Annotated in this window: 17 protein-coding genes; 13 read left to right on the forward strand and 4 right to left on the reverse strand. The window is 42.6% G+C overall.

Annotated features, from left to right (window positions below; all coding sequences use genetic code 11):
- Window positions 1–55 precede the first annotated feature (55 nt).
- The 6 genes from ABM313_RS02240 to ABM313_RS02265 all read left to right on the forward strand — a co-directional run bounded on the left by ABM313_RS02240 (window position 56) and on the right by ABM313_RS02265 (window position 4,225).
- A complete protein-coding gene (locus ABM313_RS02240) occupies window positions 56–1,765 on the forward strand; it encodes a phage tail sheath family protein (RefSeq protein ID WP_434686078.1) in 1,710 nt (569 codons plus the stop codon).
- A gap of 166 nt (window positions 1,766–1,931) precedes the next feature.
- Window positions 1,932–2,405 (forward strand): phage tail protein, encoded by a 474-nt coding sequence (locus ABM313_RS02245; protein ID WP_142653253.1) that lies wholly within the window; start codon window positions 1,932–1,934, stop codon window positions 2,403–2,405.
- 49 nt (window positions 2,406–2,454) lie between these two features.
- Window positions 2,455–2,928 (forward strand): phage tail protein, encoded by a 474-nt coding sequence (locus tag ABM313_RS02250; RefSeq protein ID WP_434686079.1) that lies wholly within the window; start codon window positions 2,455–2,457, stop codon window positions 2,926–2,928.
- 60 nt (window positions 2,929–2,988) lie between these two features.
- Window positions 2,989–3,480 (forward strand): phage tail protein, encoded by a 492-nt coding sequence (locus tag ABM313_RS02255; RefSeq protein WP_142653251.1) that lies wholly within the window; start codon window positions 2,989–2,991, stop codon window positions 3,478–3,480.
- A 29-nt stretch (window positions 3,481–3,509) separates the two neighbouring features.
- Window positions 3,510–3,848: a hypothetical protein gene (locus tag ABM313_RS02260; protein ID WP_434686080.1), complete on the forward strand. Its 339-nt coding sequence runs from the start codon at window positions 3,510–3,512 to the stop codon at window positions 3,846–3,848.
- Window positions 3,849–3,898: 50 nt separating this feature from the next.
- Window positions 3,899–4,225, forward strand: coding sequence for a cupin domain-containing protein (locus ABM313_RS02265; RefSeq protein WP_434686081.1), 327 nt, complete (start codon window positions 3,899–3,901; stop codon window positions 4,223–4,225).
- A gap of 282 nt (window positions 4,226–4,507) precedes the next feature.
- Here the strand turns inward: ABM313_RS02265 and ABM313_RS02270 are convergent, their stop codons facing one another.
- Window positions 4,508–4,846 (reverse strand): hypothetical protein, encoded by a 339-nt coding sequence (locus ABM313_RS02270; RefSeq protein WP_434686082.1) that lies wholly within the window; start codon window positions 4,844–4,846, stop codon window positions 4,508–4,510.
- Window positions 4,847–4,849: 3 nt separating this feature from the next.
- Here ABM313_RS02270 and ABM313_RS02275 point away from each other — a divergent pair, with 3 nt between their 5' ends.
- The gene (locus ABM313_RS02275; protein ID WP_434686083.1) at window positions 4,850–5,050 is read left to right on the forward strand and encodes a hypothetical protein; all 201 of its coding nucleotides are present in this window, start codon (window positions 4,850–4,852) and stop codon (window positions 5,048–5,050) included.
- A 136-nt stretch (window positions 5,051–5,186) separates the two neighbouring features.
- Here ABM313_RS02275 and ABM313_RS02280 read toward each other — a convergent pair whose 3' ends face one another.
- Window positions 5,187–8,639, reverse strand: coding sequence for an NB-ARC domain-containing protein (locus tag ABM313_RS02280; protein WP_434686084.1), 3,453 nt, complete (start codon window positions 8,637–8,639; stop codon window positions 5,187–5,189).
- Between the two features lie 197 nt (window positions 8,640–8,836).
- Here ABM313_RS02280 and ABM313_RS02285 point away from each other — a divergent pair, with 197 nt between their 5' ends.
- Both ABM313_RS02285 and ABM313_RS02290 read left to right on the forward strand, forming a co-directional pair.
- On the forward strand, window positions 8,837–9,025 hold the full coding sequence (locus ABM313_RS02285; RefSeq protein WP_094535536.1) for a hypothetical protein: 189 nt from the start codon (window positions 8,837–8,839) through the stop codon (window positions 9,023–9,025).
- Between the two features lie 189 nt (window positions 9,026–9,214).
- Entirely contained in the window at window positions 9,215–9,556 is a 342-nt protein-coding gene (locus ABM313_RS02290; protein WP_434686085.1) for a hypothetical protein, read from the forward strand.
- An 8-nt stretch (window positions 9,557–9,564) separates the two neighbouring features.
- Here the strand turns inward: ABM313_RS02290 and ABM313_RS02295 are convergent, their stop codons facing one another.
- Window positions 9,565–11,154: an IS5 family transposase gene (locus ABM313_RS02295; RefSeq protein WP_434683668.1), complete on the reverse strand. Its 1,590-nt coding sequence runs from the start codon at window positions 11,152–11,154 to the stop codon at window positions 9,565–9,567.
- 123 nt (window positions 11,155–11,277) lie between these two features.
- Between ABM313_RS02295 and ABM313_RS02300 the strand changes: the two genes are divergently transcribed.
- The 4 genes from ABM313_RS02300 (at window position 11,278) to ABM313_RS02315 (ending at window position 13,557) form a co-directional block, all read left to right on the forward strand.
- Complete coding sequence (locus tag ABM313_RS02300; RefSeq protein ID WP_434686086.1) at window positions 11,278–11,991, forward strand: hypothetical protein; 714 nt, start codon at window positions 11,278–11,280, stop codon at window positions 11,989–11,991.
- 187 nt (window positions 11,992–12,178) lie between these two features.
- Complete coding sequence (locus ABM313_RS02305; protein WP_434686087.1) at window positions 12,179–12,304, forward strand: hypothetical protein; 126 nt, start codon at window positions 12,179–12,181, stop codon at window positions 12,302–12,304.
- 9 nt (window positions 12,305–12,313) lie between these two features.
- The gene (locus ABM313_RS02310) at window positions 12,314–13,210 is read left to right on the forward strand and encodes a M14 family metallopeptidase (RefSeq protein WP_434688332.1); all 897 of its coding nucleotides are present in this window, start codon (window positions 12,314–12,316) and stop codon (window positions 13,208–13,210) included.
- Between the two features lie 56 nt (window positions 13,211–13,266).
- On the forward strand, window positions 13,267–13,557 hold the full coding sequence (locus ABM313_RS02315; protein ID WP_434686088.1) for a transposase: 291 nt from the start codon (window positions 13,267–13,269) through the stop codon (window positions 13,555–13,557).
- Window positions 13,558–13,644: 87 nt separating this feature from the next.
- Here the strand turns inward: ABM313_RS02315 and dnaX are convergent, their stop codons facing one another.
- Entirely contained in the window at window positions 13,645–15,960 is a 2,316-nt protein-coding gene (gene dnaX, locus ABM313_RS02320) for a DNA polymerase III subunit gamma/tau (RefSeq protein WP_434688333.1), read from the reverse strand.
- Window positions 15,961–16,167 lie beyond the last annotated feature (207 nt).

A 16,167-nucleotide genomic window follows, 5' to 3' on the forward strand; every position in this document is an offset into this window, starting at 1 on the left:
TTAATTTTGATCATCCTTACTGTATACCTCTATAGACATAGTTAAAGGGTGGCATATGGCACTAGACTACTTCGCCCCGGGCGTATACGTCGAAGAGGTTGATAAAGGCAGTCGTCCCATTGAAGGCATCAGCCTCAGTGTGGCAGGCTTTATCGGATTTACCGAAGACGTACGCGGCGATGCTGATCTGTTTAAACCGATGATGGTTACATCATGGGATCAGTATCGCGAATACTTTGCAGCTCCTGGCTCCGATGGATACACCGACTTTGATGCTTACTTACCCTTTGCCGTTAACGGTTGGTTTGTCAATGGTGGTGGACGTTGTTGGGTTACTAGCATTGGTACAAGACTACCTGGCTCAGAACCTCCTGCTCCCGAAGCAACTGCTCTGCGTATTGGTACATCCAATAACAAGCCAACATTGATGTTTAACATCAAGCCTGCCGATGCCTCCGCTAGCCAGTTGGCTCTCCCCTCAACAGGCGATCGCATCAAAGTCATCATTCAAGAAAGCACTCCCAAGCCATTACCCGAAGATGCTCCTGCTGATGCCGAGCCACCCTTAAATACTGGTGAATTCTTCAACGTTGTCGTTGTCCAAGGTGGACAGGAGTTGGAGAAATACGAGCATGTCTCGATGAATCCACAGGTTGCTCCTGAAGTTGCTGACTATGTAGTAACAGCGATCGCTGATTCCGAATATGTCACCATCGCTGACATTTCTACCAGTGGTCAACCTCTTTCTCGTCGTCCTGCAAATGGATCTTACGAAATTGCGCCACCTCCTTACATTTCTTCGATTGATCGCTTTGCTCGCGACTTGCTAGGACAAAGAGATGATCGCACTGGCATTCAAGGCATGTTTGAAATCGATGAAACAGCAATGATTGCCTGCCCAGATCTAATGCGTGTCTACGAAGCAGGACTAATCGACATCGATCAAGTGCATGGTGTCATGGAAATGATGCTCAGCATGTGCGAAAACTCCTTCCCTGGTCCCGCCTTCCGTATGGCAGTCATCGATCCTCCTCCGATCAAGCCCTCCAAAGGCATGGAAGCCGTACCACCAGATCGCCAAAAGCCTCAAGACGTAGCCCAATGGTTGAGCATGTTCAACCGTCGCTCGATGTTTGGCGCACTCTACTACCCTTGGATCAAAGTCGCCAATCCTCGCAAAGGTGGCAAGCCATCCTACGTTCCCCCTTGCGGTCACGTCATGGGTTTATGGTGTCGCACTGACCAATCACGCGGTATCTTCAAAGCTCCTGCCAACGACACTCCTAGAGGTGTGCTTGGCTTAGCCTACGAAACCAACATGCGTGAGCAAGAAATGCTCAACCCCATCGGTATTAACTGCATTCGTAACTTTGCTAGCTACAATCGTGGCTTCAAAGTATGGGGCGCACGTACCTTGGTCGAACCAGACAACATTCAATGGCGCTACATCAGTGTCCGCCGCTTGATTAGCTATATCGAGAAATCGATTGAAATTGGAACTCAATGGGTCGTCTTTGAACCTAACGATACTGACCTATGGGCAAGAGTAACTCGTACCGTCAATAACTTCCTAGAAGGACTTTGGCGAAATGGCGCATTATTTGGCGGCGCATCCTCAGAAGCGTTTTACGTCAAATGTGATGCCACCCTCAATACCCACGAAACCATGATGATGGGTCGCTTATACATCGAGGTCGGTATTTGCCCTGTCCGTCCTGCTGAATTTGTGATCTTCCGCGTCAGCCAATGGTCACCTAACAGTTAACTATTTATTAAGAAGAACACCCATAGGGTGTTCTTCTTATATAGATCCCTAAAATTATTCATGCCTATTTTAAGATTTATGCTTTGAATCTTACCGATTGATAGCTTTAGATTTTAAAATAGTTATCTATACCGCAAACCTGTAAATCAGCTTTCAAGGAGGAAGAATGGCAGAACTTAAACCAATTCCTACTAGTCGATACTATGTAGAATTTGCTGGGTTGGAAGAAAAACTAATTAAAAGTGTCTCTGAAGTTACTTTTACGGGTCAAACCGCAGGACATGAAAAGCCACTAGCATCCACCAAAGGCGGCAAAACTATTTGGCAAAGTACATCGGCAGGTTTTGAAGAAAACCCCAATGTCACCATTGAAGTCTATGTCGCCGAAGGAGACATGGCATTTTATAATTGGTTCCTAGCTGTTATGCCTAAAAGCGAAGGAGGCAAAGGGGAATGGGCAGCAAATCGTAAGAATGGTTCAATCACTGCATATGATAGTGGCGATAATGAGGTAATTCGTTGGGATCTTATCAACTGTTGGCCTAAGTCTTATAAAGTAAGTGATTTCAGCTCTGAAAGTAAAGATTTGGCTGTTGAAACCTATGAAATTATCGCTGAGCAAATCAATCGAGTGAAGTAGATTCGCTCACATGTTTATCGCATTATCAAAATTTTGAGGGCACAAAAATATGGCAGCAGGTGAAATTTTAGCCTCATCTAAATATTACTTTAGCTTAACGGGGCTGGAGGACTTGGTTGTAAAAAAAGTCAGTGGTATTGGCTCCACTCTCCAAACAGCTGGAGATAGCAAGTCCTATGGAGTAACAAAAAAGGGTGCATCAGTGATTCAAGCTACTGTTACAGGTGCAACTAACAGTAAGCTTACTGTTGAGTTTGTCTGTACCGTTGGAGATGATCGCTTAATCAAATGGTATAGTGCCTCTCATTCCGAACCGTTCGCAGGTGGTGGAACTCAAACCAAGGGCGAGCGAAAAACTGGTACGATCACTCTTTACAATCAGGGCGGCGAAGCTGCTGCTACTTGGGAAGTGACTGGAGTAATGCCTTCTAGCTATAAATCAATTAAGCTAGAAGCTGGTTCTGAAGGACTAGCCACTGAGACAATTGAATTTGTATATGAGACTTTGCACCGCAAAACCTAAAAACAGTTGTGAGTGGTGCTCAGGCACCACTCATACTAAAAATTGCAAGAGGGTGGTTTGATGGCAGACGAACAGCAAATAGAATTTTTAGCTAAGTCTAGATTTTATGTAGAAATTACTTTACAAGGTAGTCTAGAAAAAATTGATGGCTACTTTATGGAATGTAGTGGATTGTCTCGAAGTCAAGAAGCAATTGAAATTGTTGAAGTTACTCCACAAGTATGGGGGAGGAGTGGTTCGACAAAAGGACGGGTTATCCGCACAAAGCTTCCAGGAAATGTCAAAAGTGAGAATATTACGCTCAAACAAGGACTGAATATTTCCATGACCATGTGGAAATGGTTAAAAGCAGTAGAAGACGGTAACTGGGCACAACAACTCCGAGATGGTGACATCACTGTTTATGACCAATCTGCAACAGAAAAAGCAAGGTTTCGATTTAATGGCGCTTGGCCGATGCGTTACAAAGTTTCCGAATTTAAAGCTGATGCTAGCGAATTTGCGATTACTGAAGTAGAGTTATGCGTTAGCGACTTTTTACGGATTAATTAATAGATTAATTAAACACTTATGGTTCAAATATGATTCAAACAGAGTTTGAATTTACTCTACCCAAGGGCTATGTCGATGGGGATGGAAATCTACATCGCAAAGGTGTAATGCGTTTGTCTAGAGCGATCGATGAGATTACACCGATGCGAGATCCTCGTGTCAGGAATAATCCTGCTTATGCAACGGTAATTATTTTGTCTAGGGTAATTACAAAATTAGGTGGATTAGAAGAGATTAGTTCGATGGTTATCGAAAATTTATTCGCCAGTGATCTTAGCTATTTGCAAAAATTTTATCGTCAGATTAATGAGCTAGAAGATAGAGAACTGAGTACTTTGCCAGAATCGCCAGAAAATCCTTCTAACTGACATCAAAAGAGTCTGTGTAGAGCATAGGCTCTCTTTTTTATTATATAACTATGCCAAATATCTATGAGATCCCTTCAGACATAAATCAAACAGAAAAATTTGAGCAACTAGAAACTGGTCACAATATTCTGATTGAACGGATTATTTCCACAGGGCAAACTACACCTGAAGGTGAATGGTACGATCAAGATGTTGATGAATGGGTGATTTTATTGCAAGGGGAGGCAAAGATTGTCTATGAAGATAGAACAGCGGTAGAGCTAAAATCTGGAGATTATTTAATGCTCTTGGCGCACCAAAAACATCGAGTTGAGTACACTAGCATTGAGCCACCATGTATCTGGTTAGCTGTTCATGGTCAATTGCGATCGCTATAGCAGAAAAAGATTGAGCTAGTACAAACCAAAACCCAAGAATTGAGGTGCGGCGCAAAGCGCCGCACCTCAATTCTTGGGTAAGCAAAACTTGCTTTGCTATATAACTGTCAAAAGAGTTGCGGCAAGAAATGTTGTAATTTAACGTGAGTTCGATATAACCATTTGCGGTGTGCGAAGCACGCCGCAAATGACGGAAAACGGTAAGAATCGCTTAGCGATTCTTACCGTTTTTCGCCTTCGTCGAACTGATGTTAATTTAGGAATCCCTTTGAGCATTACAATTCATGATTCCTTAGCAATTTCCTCTAGGATCTGGTCAAATACTTTTCTCAAAATCAGCTTTTCCGTTGGAAATATATGGGGAACTTCATCGATCGCCTCCAAAGAATTGTTGTCTAAAACTAGACAACTTTCTCCGTCAGCCATCAGCCATTCTAGTTGGAGTAAAGCATCGCGATCGCCTAATTCGCTGGTGTATCCCTCCCGAAATTCAAGCTCTATATCTGATTCATAACCATCAACAGGAATGAAAGCAGTTAGTTTAGCGTGATAACGAAGATTCAAATCTACGGTATATTTAAGCCTGATTAGGACTTGCTCTAACAATGAATAAGTAAGCATATTATGATTGATCCTAAACTGGTAGGGACTCCATCGATCCAATCTTCAGGATTACTATTATATCGTGGCGATCGCTTTCCTACAGTTCTTGCTACAGGTTTGCTTGGTATAGCTACAGTCACTTGTGTTAAGACACAAGCAAAACCCAAGAGGCGAATGGCGGCGCTTCGCGCCGCCATTCGCCTCTTGGGTTTTATGTCCTAATACATTTAGCGACAGCTATAATTGCTCAACTAACGACAGTTCGATGAAAGCAGAAAATGGTAAGCATCACTAAGCAATCCTTGCCATTTTCCGCCATTAGCGGCGTGCGAAGCACGCTGCTAATGGCTATATTCAATTAGACAAGCTCAACTGCTCCTAGTGCTTTAAGAGTAGATTTTTGAGCATCAGTTAACCCTTTGATCCTAGTAATATTCATATCTTCATAGGGTTTAGGGATTTTCAATGATTGGAGACTTTTGCCAGATTGCAAATCCAAAAGTCTAGTCACTCCATCCTCACTTCCATTAGCTAAAATCTGTCCATCAGCACTGAAAATCACATCTCCCATATAGCCAATATCAAATTTCTCTTCTAAATTGTTGAGGTATTGATGAGTCTGCAAACACCACAGCTTTACCTCGGCGGCATATCCTCCAAAGGCGAGAATTGATAATTTGGGATTTAAGGCTATTGTCCAGACTGGGAATTGGGTTGGCAGAGTTCTTATACAAGAGCCTGTTGTTAGATTCCAGAACTTAAGCGAGCGATCCATGCTGCCGCTAATTAATATGTCATCTTGACTAAAAGCTAAGCTTTCGATGCGATCGCTATGTTCTGCAAAAGTCATTAAACATTCCTGCGATCGCAAATCCCAAATTTTAATCATGCCATCCCAACTACCACTAGCAAGGATTTCAACCTTGGGATGGATCGCTAGAGCTTGGACAGGGCTATGATGACCATGCAGAGTATTTAAGCATTTTGAAGTTGGGAGATGCCAAAGCTTGATGGTTTGGTCACCACTTCCAGAAGCTAAGATTTCACCATTAGCAGTAAAAGCAACAAATCTTACCCAAGCGGAATGCCCTTGGAGAATTTGCGTGCAGGTTCCATTTTTAACATTAAAGATCTTGATGGTATGGTCATAGTTGCCACAGGCAAAGGTTTGCTGGTCAGGGCTAAAGGCAACTTGCATCACTCCAGACGTACCAAGATCGAAATTTCTCAAACATTTTGCATTCTGAACATCCCAAACCCTAACACTTTGTTCTTCATAGCTAAAGGAAAAGAGAAGATTTCCATCAGGACTAAAGGCTACAGGTTTAGTAGCTTTGTGATATCCCTGAATTGTTCTGATACATTGACCAGTATCTACATCCCACAACTTCACAATCCGATCATCACTACCACTAACTAAAGTTTTCGCATCGGGACTAAAGGTCACTGACCAAATGCGATTTTTGTGACCATATAAGGTTCTAATTACTTCGCCTGTATCTACTGACCAAAGCTTCACAGTTTCATCATCACCTGCACTCACCAACATTTGACCATCGGTACTAAAAGCAATCGACCAAATCTGTTTTTGATGTCCTGCGATCGCTTTCACGATTTTGCCAGTATGAATATCCCAAATCTTGACAAGGCAATCTTCTCCAGCGCTGGCAAGCTGTCCATCGGAGCGATCGCTTTGTGGCGCAAAGGCAACAGAGTAGACAGCATTAGTATCAACAATTGTGCGAACACATTCTCCAGTTGTTACGCTCCATAGTTTAATGGTGTGATCCAAGCTGCAACTCGCAACCATCTGCCCATCAGGACTAAAGGCGACCGATCTCACGATCTGCTCATGTCCCTCTAGGGTCATCACGCATTTGCCCGTTGCGACTTCGGTGAGTTTGACTGTGCGATCTCCACCACCACTGGCGATCAGTAGATCGTCAGGGCTAAAGGCAATACTGGCTACCCCAAGTGCATGGGCTTCGATTGACAGTAAACATGCTCCTGTATTCACATTCCACAACTTCACCATGCGATCGATGCTACCGCTTGCGATCATTTGCCCATCTTTACTAAAGGCTAGAGAAAATATAAATTCGCTATGAGCTTGAGTTTTAAGCAGTTGGCTACCATCCGCAACTCGCCAAAGATAAATCCAGCCCCTTACATCGCTAGTTGCTAAAATCTTGCCATCGGGACTGAAGGCTGTCGCTATCACACTACTAAAAGTCACTCTAAAAGCCGATCTGGCAAGATCGCAGTTAGTAAAGTTAACTTGAGGAAGTTCCACTTCTCTAAGATCAGCTTGCCAAATGGATAAATTAGAGAAGTCATAACCAGTTAGATCAATATTCAGACAACAGAGCAGATTAACAAGATTGCCACCTGCATATCCTTGCTTTGGTATAGTTTCCGCTTTTAGTCGAGCGAGGGTCGCAGCGATCGCTTGATAACCTAACTTATCGGCAATGGGCTGAAGGATAAATCGAGTTTGAGCATCACGAATATAGTCTTTTGCTGTGGCTTCGATGAGGGCATGACTATGGAGTAGATTTATCTTCTGTTCGGTGCAGCTAATCTCCTGACAGATCTTGTCGATGAATTGATAATTGACATATTCCATCACAACAGGCTGGAGCGTAAACCCATTAGCCATAACTTCTATGAGCGATCGCTTTTTCAATAATTCTAAAGTCACAATCAGCTTTTGCTTTGATTCTATGGACAGCAAGTTCTCTTTTAAAGCAATTGCTGATATTGGCTCACGGGCGATCGCTAGCCAGTACATTACTTCTTGCTCAGATTCCGATAGTCTCAAAAACTGACGTTGGAGCAGATCATGAATGTCTCCAAAAGTCAGTCCACCCTCTCGCATCAATGTCAACATTTGCGAGACATCGCCACCTAGTAAATCGCGAATCCCTGCGGCGACAATTTTTAGAGCTAGAGGATTTCCCGCATAGTGGGTAATGATTTCCTGCCATTCGGTCTCGTTTGCCCCCATAGATTCTCTCGCCAATATCTGCAAGCCATCCTGTTGTGATAAGCCTGATAAATGTAGCGATCGCACTGAGCCTCCCATCAATCTCGATAATTCTGGCGGTGCTTCGCGACTGGTAACCACTAAACTGCTTTGATGATTACGTTCCCCAATATATCTAATCAAATCACCATAGCCTTCATAACCAGATCGATAGCCAGAGAGATAGCCAGAGCGATCGCTCAGAATCGACTCCCAGTTATCAATTACCAACAAACATCGCCGCGCATCTAGATAGCGCATCAACAGGTCAAGCTGTGCAGGTAAATTATCTGGTAGTTCGAGTGGTTGAGGGTGAGAGAGAAATTGCAAAATATCGGTGAGGATGCTTGCAAAAGATGGTGCATTACGCAGCGATCGCCAGATCGTAAATTCAAATTCTTCTTTTAATTGATGGGCAAGTTGTGATGCTATAGAAGTTTTGCCCATGCCGCCCATGCCCAAAATGGTGACAATTTGATAGTGATCGCTGATTACCCATTGCTCTAACTGTTGTAGCTCGGTAGTACGCCCTAAGAAATTAATAACTTGTTGAGCTTCTTTTAAATCGACTTGAGGAGTCTTTGCGATCGCTTCTTGCCAATCTATACCCAAAAATTGACAAAGCTGTATGAAGGTATCTTGGCGAATGTCATCCCCTTGAAAGAAACGTTTGGCGACACCAATTGATCCCGCTTTTTCTAATACTTGGCTAGCAGTTTGGGAAAGTCCAATCTGACGTAATTTATCCTTGAGTATTTGCTGTCCTCGTTTAGACGCTTTTGCCATATTTTTTTGCCATAGTTCTAAAGGGCTAGCACTCTCAATGAGTTTGCTAGCCCTATTTTACAGATCGAGGTAATCGCGATCGCAAAATACCGATCCCATTAGCGATCCTTTTACCGATCCTAAAAGTGAGTCTTTAGTACAAGTTAGCTCAGGCATCCTATTAGACAAGCGTTATTTATAGCTAATCGGAGTTAGACATGAACAAGAATTTTTGGCTCAAGGGTTTTCAAGTTAAGGCAATTATCATCTCACTATCGTTAGCCTTACCAGTCGTTGTTATGGCACAAACCTACAGCGATCGTCAAGTCAATTCTTATACTTCTCAAGTACCTACATATTCTTATTCAATTGCCGACTTAGCTAATGCAATGCGTTGGCATTGGTGAGTAATGCACAGGTTCTCATTTACATATTCATGAGAGATTGAAATAAAACAATGTGTTATCAAGCAACTCAAAATTTAGCAATCAATATGCAAATAACAAATGGCAAGCGGTTTTATATGATTAAAAAGTGAAATCTCGACAAATTTATAGATTGTTATTATTCACAAACATTATTGGAGGAAGATACCCATGCAAATTGAAAAAGAGGATCTGGACTGGGCAGTTGACCAAGATTTGATCGATGCAAATGTAGCTGATAGTCTCTGGCAGGCTTTGCTCGTAAGGAAACAGCATGTACCCAAATTTGATTTTGCTAATGTGTCCTACTACTTTGGTGCACTCATCGTCATTTTTGGGATGTTTTTCTTCCTAACCCTTGCTTGGGAATCGCTAGGGGGAAAGGGGATATTCGCCATATCTTGCATCTATATACTAATTTTTGCTATGGCAGGACGACATTTGTGGTTTGAGCGTGGGCTAAAAGTTCCAGCAGGTTTGCTCACAACTATTGCTGTATGTAGGGCTTGCTGAAAAAGAGACTAAGGGAAAAGTAGTGGGCAAAGAGGAAGGGGATAATACTTTGAGTGTCTACAAGGAAATTGCCAAGAAAAAGAATTAAAGTTAAAAAGGGGTTTCCAAGAAGGAAGAACAAAGAGTTGCCAGCAAAAGATAAACCAAGACAAACCGAAAAAAGCAAGCTGCTTGAGCAGCGCTTCCAAATTCATCACCAAGAAAGTGATAGCGATCGCCGTTTCCGATGTATTTGCCAACTTGGACATGACGCGATTTAGACTGAACCGTCGTTTAGCCAGTCCAAACTTACCTTCAATTTGATTGCGAACCTTAGCATCTTCGAGAGTCTGCTTGCGAATAGCCGCCAACTCATCGGGTACAGGTCTGCCCAAAGGCGGAGCCGTAATCCGAATACCGAGATTTCGACAATAGGCGCGATTGCTGCGAGTGCGGTAAATCTGGTCAACGTAAACCGCTTCAGGATAATGTCCAAAGCGAGATTTAAACAATGCTACTTGTTGCTGCAAATCCCCCGATTCATTGAAGTTATCCCAACTGAGATGGTCGAGAAAGGCATGACCATCGACACAACTAACTGAGAGTTTAGCGCCAAACTCCACAGGTGTTCCTGCCTTACCTCTGACAATCGGACGTACATGAGGTTGCGTAATACTGACGATGCGGTCATCTATGCGATGACCACCTTGCTCGTACATCCATTGTTGTTGCCGATATACTTCACTGACGACTAGCAAGTTCCGATAGAGACTCCTCTTCAATTCCGATAGCTTTGCCCCTGCGGCAATTAGAGTGTCAATATGGGCAAGATTGCGACGCACATATCCCAACTGTTGGCGCAATGCTTTGCGAATCCTTTTACGATTGGGTTGGCGTTGTTTGGCAATTTGGAGATACGCTGTCCTTGCTTCACGGCGATAGGTGCGTGGTTTCTTCGCTAATTGTTCTTTCACTTGTTGGTAAAGAGCATCAATCACTATTTCCGTTTGTTCTCTTGCTTCGTTCAACAGTTTGATGTCAGTGGGATAACGGATGTCGGATGGCGCGACTGTTGCATCTAGCAGCAATTTTCCTTGGTTTGCTGGTTCTGGTTCTTTCTGTTCCTTTTCTATATTCTGCTCTTCTAACTTCTCTTCTATCTCTTCTCTTTCTTCTTTCTTGTACTGCTTTGCTTCCTTCTCTTTTTGTCCCGACTCTTTAGGAGGCTTCACAATCCGTTCGTTGATTCTGCCCACGATCTCTAGATTCAATCGCTTGCGGAAATGTACCATCATGCTTGCTTCAAATGGGGCGTTGTCGCTGTACTCTGATAAGCCTAGGAAGTATTGTAAATATGGATTCTCACGAATTTGTTCTACTGTCTCTTCGTCACTTGTTCCTAGCTTCTCTTTGATGATCAGCGCCCCAAGTGCTATCCGAAATGGTTTTGCTGGTGCTCCTTGTCCTTCGCTAAATTGTTCTGCATATTCATTCTCAAATTCTTCCCACGGCACTAGTTCTGCTAATCTTACCCATCGATTTTCTCCTGATAGTTTGCCGCCAAATGGTAAGTAGAAGTTCTCGAATGATAGCTGTCCTGTGGGGGATTGTCGGTACATGCAATTTTATTGGTGCAAGGGTTTTTCTAGCTTTTCTTGCTTTTTCTTGCATTTTATCTGTTTTCGTTCTCCTTAGAAACCTTTGCTTGTATGCTTTTCTTGCTTTTTCAGTAAGCCCTATGTATGGTTCCACTTGCAATTTATGGCTTTCAGCGCATGACGGGTATCTGGCCATACGGAGATCCAGGCAGTTATCGTAACTACCATGTGTTAGTAAAAGCCAGTTGGTTTTACATGGAACTGGGCACAATTCTCGCTGGGATGCTAGCACTTTGGTGGATTCGCTTTCCCTTCCTAACAATGCCGATCGCTTACTCGCTATGGTACATGTCAATGGATTTGACACCGTTGATTTTTGGTAAAAATGAATTTGCTTGGAATGAGCGATGTCTAGTTTCTTTCTGGTTTGGCATAGCCAATGTTGTCATTGCTTTTTTCATTGATCGGCGCATCCGCCGCAGTCAGGGTGACTTTGCCTTTTGGCTATACTTGTCTGGACTAATGGCTTTTTGGGGAGGTTTAACGCTAATGAATTCTGGTGGTGAATGGGAGAGATTTCTCTATTTCCTAATCAATCTGTTTTTGATTCTTCTTTCTGTTTTGCTCAGAAGACGTGTATTTGTCATCTTTGGCGGCATGGGAGTGATCGGTTATGTGGGACATCTTGCATATACAGTATTTAGTAGTTCGCTACTGTTTCCGATCGCGCTTTCTTTTGTTGGTGTTTTCATAATTTTTGCTGGGATACAATACCAAAAAAATTACACAAATTGGGAAAAGTGGTTACATCGTATCCTTCCTGAATCTTTGCTACAAATTTTGCCAAAGGATATTTGAGTCTAAGAATGAAGAGAGTAAGCAGATGAGCATATTAAAAAGTAAAACCAGAGATTGTTCCGCCCGCGTAGCGGGCGGAACAATCTGTTCGGGTTTTAGTTTATTTATGCCTAGCTACTTATTAGTCAATCATTTTGACTTTTACAAATTGACTTTTACAAAAGTTCTATTTTGATGTGAGAAATTCGTGAACTATTTAGAAGCATTTTCACCAGACTATGCGATCGCTCGGGAGCGCTTTCGAGCAAAGTCTTTGGCTTGTGGTTACGATTGCATAGCCTATCCAATTGATCGAGTGAGTCCAACTGGTTAAGAATTAACGATTGATGTGGCGATCGCAAGCGCACCTAAACCCCAACGAACCGTAATAACTTCCAGTGGTTTACATGGTGTAGAAGGCTTTTTAGGGTCAGCAATTCAATTAGCTTTGTTAGAACAGCAGCAGATAATTGATTCGCGATCGCCTGATACGAGAGTATTACTCATTCATGCCCTAAATCCCTATGGCTTTGCATGGCTAAGACGTTGGAATGAAGGCAATGTAGACTTAAATCGTAACTTTTTACTGCCTGAAGAAGAGTTTACTGGTAGTCCTAAAAACTATCCTAAATTTAATGCTTTCCTAAATCCAACTTCACCACCATCAAAATTTGAACCCTATATATTGCAGGCTATTTGGCTAATCTTGAAGTATGGCATGACTAGTTTAAGGAACACTCTTCTAGTAGGACAATATGATTTTTCAAAAGGGCTTTTCTTTGGTGGTAATGCTCCATCGAAAACTCAAAAGATTCTTGCTGAAAATTTATCTAAATGGATTGGCAATACTTCAGAAGTATTGCATCTTGATTTCCATACAGGCTTAGGAAAATGGGGAACTTATCGGCTTTTGATGGATGCGTCAGCACAAACAAAGTCTTATACAAGACTAACAGAGAGATTTGGTGCAGATACAGTCGATATATCTAGTACAGAAGGTGTGTCATATCAAATTCGGGGTGGATTAGAAACTTGGTGTCAAAATCTTTTGCCAGAATGTCGCTATGATTTACTAACGGCAGAGTTTGGGACTTATCCAGCAATTAGAGTCTTGCAAGCACTTCGGGCTGAAAATCGCGCTCATCATTGGGGGAATTCTCAACGAAATTATGACTGGACAAAAAATCAATTAGTAGAATGTTTTGCGCCCACTTCTTATAGAACCCATTTGGTATCTTAGGAAGAGTAAGAAAAGGGTTAAAACATGGAATATAGCAGCAGTCTAAGCGATAAAGAGTGGAGATTATTGAACCTCTGTTGCCGAAAAGAAAGAAAACTTGTCCGCCAAAATGGACAAAACGGGAAATATTAGATGGCATACTTTACCAACTGAAGCAAGGAAGTAATTGGGCAGACTTACCCAAGGATTTGCCCCCATACTCCACCTTGAGTTCTTTGCGGTCTTCTTTGGTTTCTTTTCTAGTTGTTTCTGTAGTTTTTGTAGTTCTTCCCATAACTTCATTATCAAGGCTTCTGTTGCCTCGTCTGTTAAGTCTTTTAGGTTGGGTAGTTCCTTCATTGCTTTGATTTATCAGTTTTTGACTTTTTGTCAATTTTCCTACGTTGAGCAATTACTTTTTTTGAATATAGCCCTATATAGCCATAAAAGGTTTGCTATGGATCACTAGGCTCTTCATCAAGATCAACAATCTGTCCATTAAACAGTTCTGCTAAATTTTTGATTACTCTGTCATCATCTGACATTCCAACATAACCTTGGGGTTGAGACGTTTGCGGTTTCTCTGGACTAGGATTTACATTTGCAGATGGAACTGTTGCTGGAGGTGCAGGTTGTGGATTAGGGCTGCTGGGATTGGGCCGAGAGACAGGTGTCGCTGTAGTTGCAGGAGTGGCGATCGCTGGACTAACTGGAAGAGGTGCATTAACTTGAACTTTCTCAGCTTGAGGCGGCGTAGTGACAAAGGTAAACATCACTTTCATTGGACGCTGCAAATACTTAGCAAAAACTTCTTCTAGCTCTGGTCGCTTCTGAATCACAATATTCTTGGTGGTTTCATCGCGCTTCCCACCTAAACCAATTTTGACGCTATTACTCTCAAGCGTCAGAATATGAGCCTGTATCTGGATAAAAACCGATTTTGTGGGTGTTGGCAACATTGATAAAATGCTTTGCCACATCTGATCTAGATCGTAACCAACCGCAGCGAAGTCATCAAGGTCATCAATTCCCGATGAAATCGGAGTTTCGACAATGGGGGGAGTGGGTATCGAATTATTCTCTGGTTCCGATACCTTGGTAATTGGAATTGTCTGGGTTTCTGGTTTTGGTGCTACTGGAACTTGAGAAACAGGCTCAGTCCTAGGTGGTTGGGGCGTAAATTGTGGAGTTGCGGTTGTATTGCGTGATGGCACAAATGGTTGAGATTGAGATAGAACAGGAGCTTGTGACTGGGCGATCGCCCCCTGTGCTGATGGTAGTAAACCCATGAGCGTAACTTCTAGCCAGAGGCGTGGCTGTGTGGAGTTACGGATTTGTAGCTCAGCCGATCGCAAATGTTGTTGACCTAACAAAATATTGGGAATCGCTAAACTCTGCGATAGGTGAATCAATCTTTCCCAACCAGAACTTGTCATCGCAACAAGGTCACTGCGATCGCTAGCGGTTTTGGCAATTAATAAATCACGATACACATTCGCCAAATTTTGCAACACGATCAGAGGTTCTCGTCCGCGATCCATAATGCGCCGCACATAATCAATTAATTGTGTGGAATGATCGGCAGCGATCGCCTCAATTAATGATAGTAAATCCTGTTCTGGAACAGAACCTACCAAATCCCATACAGCTTCAACCGTAATCTCTCCATCTAATAAACTCAATTGATCGAGCAAAGATTCAGCATCACGTAGTCCTCCCTGTGCAATTTGAGCGACTAAAGTCAGTGCTTCAATATGAATATTAATGTTCTCATTTACGGCAATTTTTCCTAAGTGCTTGACCATCGCATCAAGGGGAATCCGCCGAAAGTCAAAACGCTGACAACGGGAAATAATCGTCGGTAAGACGCGCTGCGGATCAGTAGTTGCGAGAATAAATGTAACGCGATCGGGGGGTTCTTCTAGGGTTTTGAGAAGTGCGTTAAATGCTGCTGTACTTAACATATGGCAGTTATGTACTAACAAACCATTAGCTACAAAGTTGTGATTGTCTTCTACTTCAATGTCATAAACTGGCTCATCACCAACGACTGTTACAGATTCTACCCGCTCCAAACTTGTATTCCAATTCTCCACTTCCGCAACTACAGGAGACAATATGTTCATCCCAATTTTGATATTGCTTGCTGGTGTCCATCCTGATTCTGTTCTGATTAAATGATTACCTGTACATTGAATCGATCGCTGATTAGTTTTAATAATCAATGTGGGCTTCACACCACGATCTAACCAGCGTAAAACTTTTTTATATTCCCATTGAGCAGAGTTTTCGTTATAGCTTAAAACCTGTTTACCTAATAAATCTTGATCGTCAATACGCATTAAACCTGTATCAGTCTGTACGAGCGTATCGCCAGTCAAGCATTCATCAATAATATAAACCTTAAATCTTGCCTTAACTGGGGCAAACTGAGCGCGTTCGATTAACTCGCGAATATTATCAACGCCTGTATTACTTGCCGCGTCAATTTCGGTAATATCGAGAGCATTACCATTGGCGATGCTATGGCATAACTCACACTTGCCGCAGGGATGAGGAGTTGGGCTGTCAGAACTCAGGCAATTGAGCGACTTTGCCATGATCCGCGCACTCGATGTCTTGCCAGTCCCCCTTGCACCCGTAAATAGGTATGCAGGTGCGATGCGCTTAGTATTTAAGGCATTGCTAAGGGTATGGGCGATCGCCTCTTGACCAACGAGGTCATCAAAGATTTGCGGTCGATACTTGTGGTGTAGTGGCTCATAGCCCATAGGAACACAATGATGCTCAAGCACTGCTGGTCAAATATATCATTCACCAGTATAGCGATGAAAAACCCGTAAAGTTGTGCCCGCAGGGGCGCAACTTTACGGGTTTTCGTACTTTATTTTGCATTAGTTTTACATTAGTACTTATAGCGGTTTTCACTAACTTAGCGGACTAGCATTGTAAACTTATCTTAACTACCCTTAGTAATT

It is taken from the genome of Pseudanabaena minima str. Chao 2107, assembly GCF_051131155.1.
Taxonomy (GTDB): Bacteria; Cyanobacteriota; Cyanobacteriia; order Pseudanabaenales; family Pseudanabaenaceae; genus Pseudanabaena; species Pseudanabaena minima.

Excerpts from the sequence above, each read along its gene's own strand:
- ABM313_RS02280 (WP_434686084.1), bottom strand. The coding sequence starts at position 8,639 with ATGGCAAAAGCGTCTAAACGAGGACAGCAAATACTCAAGGATAAATTA.
- ABM313_RS02240 (WP_434686078.1), top strand. The coding sequence starts at position 56 with ATGGCACTAGACTACTTCGCCCCGGGCGTATACGTCGAAGAGGTTGAT.
- ABM313_RS02250 (WP_434686079.1), top strand. The coding sequence starts at position 2,455 with ATGGCAGCAGGTGAAATTTTAGCCTCATCTAAATATTACTTTAGCTTA.
- ABM313_RS02255 (WP_142653251.1), top strand. The coding sequence starts at position 2,989 with ATGGCAGACGAACAGCAAATAGAATTTTTAGCTAAGTCTAGATTTTAT.
- ABM313_RS02300 (WP_434686086.1), top strand. The coding sequence starts at position 11,278 with ATGGTTCCACTTGCAATTTATGGCTTTCAGCGCATGACGGGTATCTGG.
- ABM313_RS02290 (WP_434686085.1), top strand. The coding sequence starts at position 9,215 with ATGCAAATTGAAAAAGAGGATCTGGACTGGGCAGTTGACCAAGATTTG.
- ABM313_RS02295 (WP_434683668.1), bottom strand. The coding sequence starts at position 11,154 with ATGTACCGACAATCCCCCACAGGACAGCTATCATTCGAGAACTTCTAC.
- ABM313_RS02275 (WP_434686083.1), top strand. The coding sequence starts at position 4,850 with ATGATTGATCCTAAACTGGTAGGGACTCCATCGATCCAATCTTCAGGA.
- ABM313_RS02245 (WP_142653253.1), top strand. The coding sequence starts at position 1,932 with ATGGCAGAACTTAAACCAATTCCTACTAGTCGATACTATGTAGAATTT.
- ABM313_RS02270 (WP_434686082.1), bottom strand. The coding sequence starts at position 4,846 with ATGCTTACTTATTCATTGTTAGAGCAAGTCCTAATCAGGCTTAAATAT.
- ABM313_RS02265 (WP_434686081.1), top strand. The coding sequence starts at position 3,899 with ATGCCAAATATCTATGAGATCCCTTCAGACATAAATCAAACAGAAAAA.
- ABM313_RS02285 (WP_094535536.1), top strand. The coding sequence starts at position 8,837 with ATGAACAAGAATTTTTGGCTCAAGGGTTTTCAAGTTAAGGCAATTATC.
- ABM313_RS02260 (WP_434686080.1), top strand. The coding sequence starts at position 3,510 with ATGATTCAAACAGAGTTTGAATTTACTCTACCCAAGGGCTATGTCGAT.
- dnaX (WP_434688333.1), bottom strand. The coding sequence starts at position 15,960 with ATGGGCTATGAGCCACTACACCACAAGTATCGACCGCAAATCTTTGAT.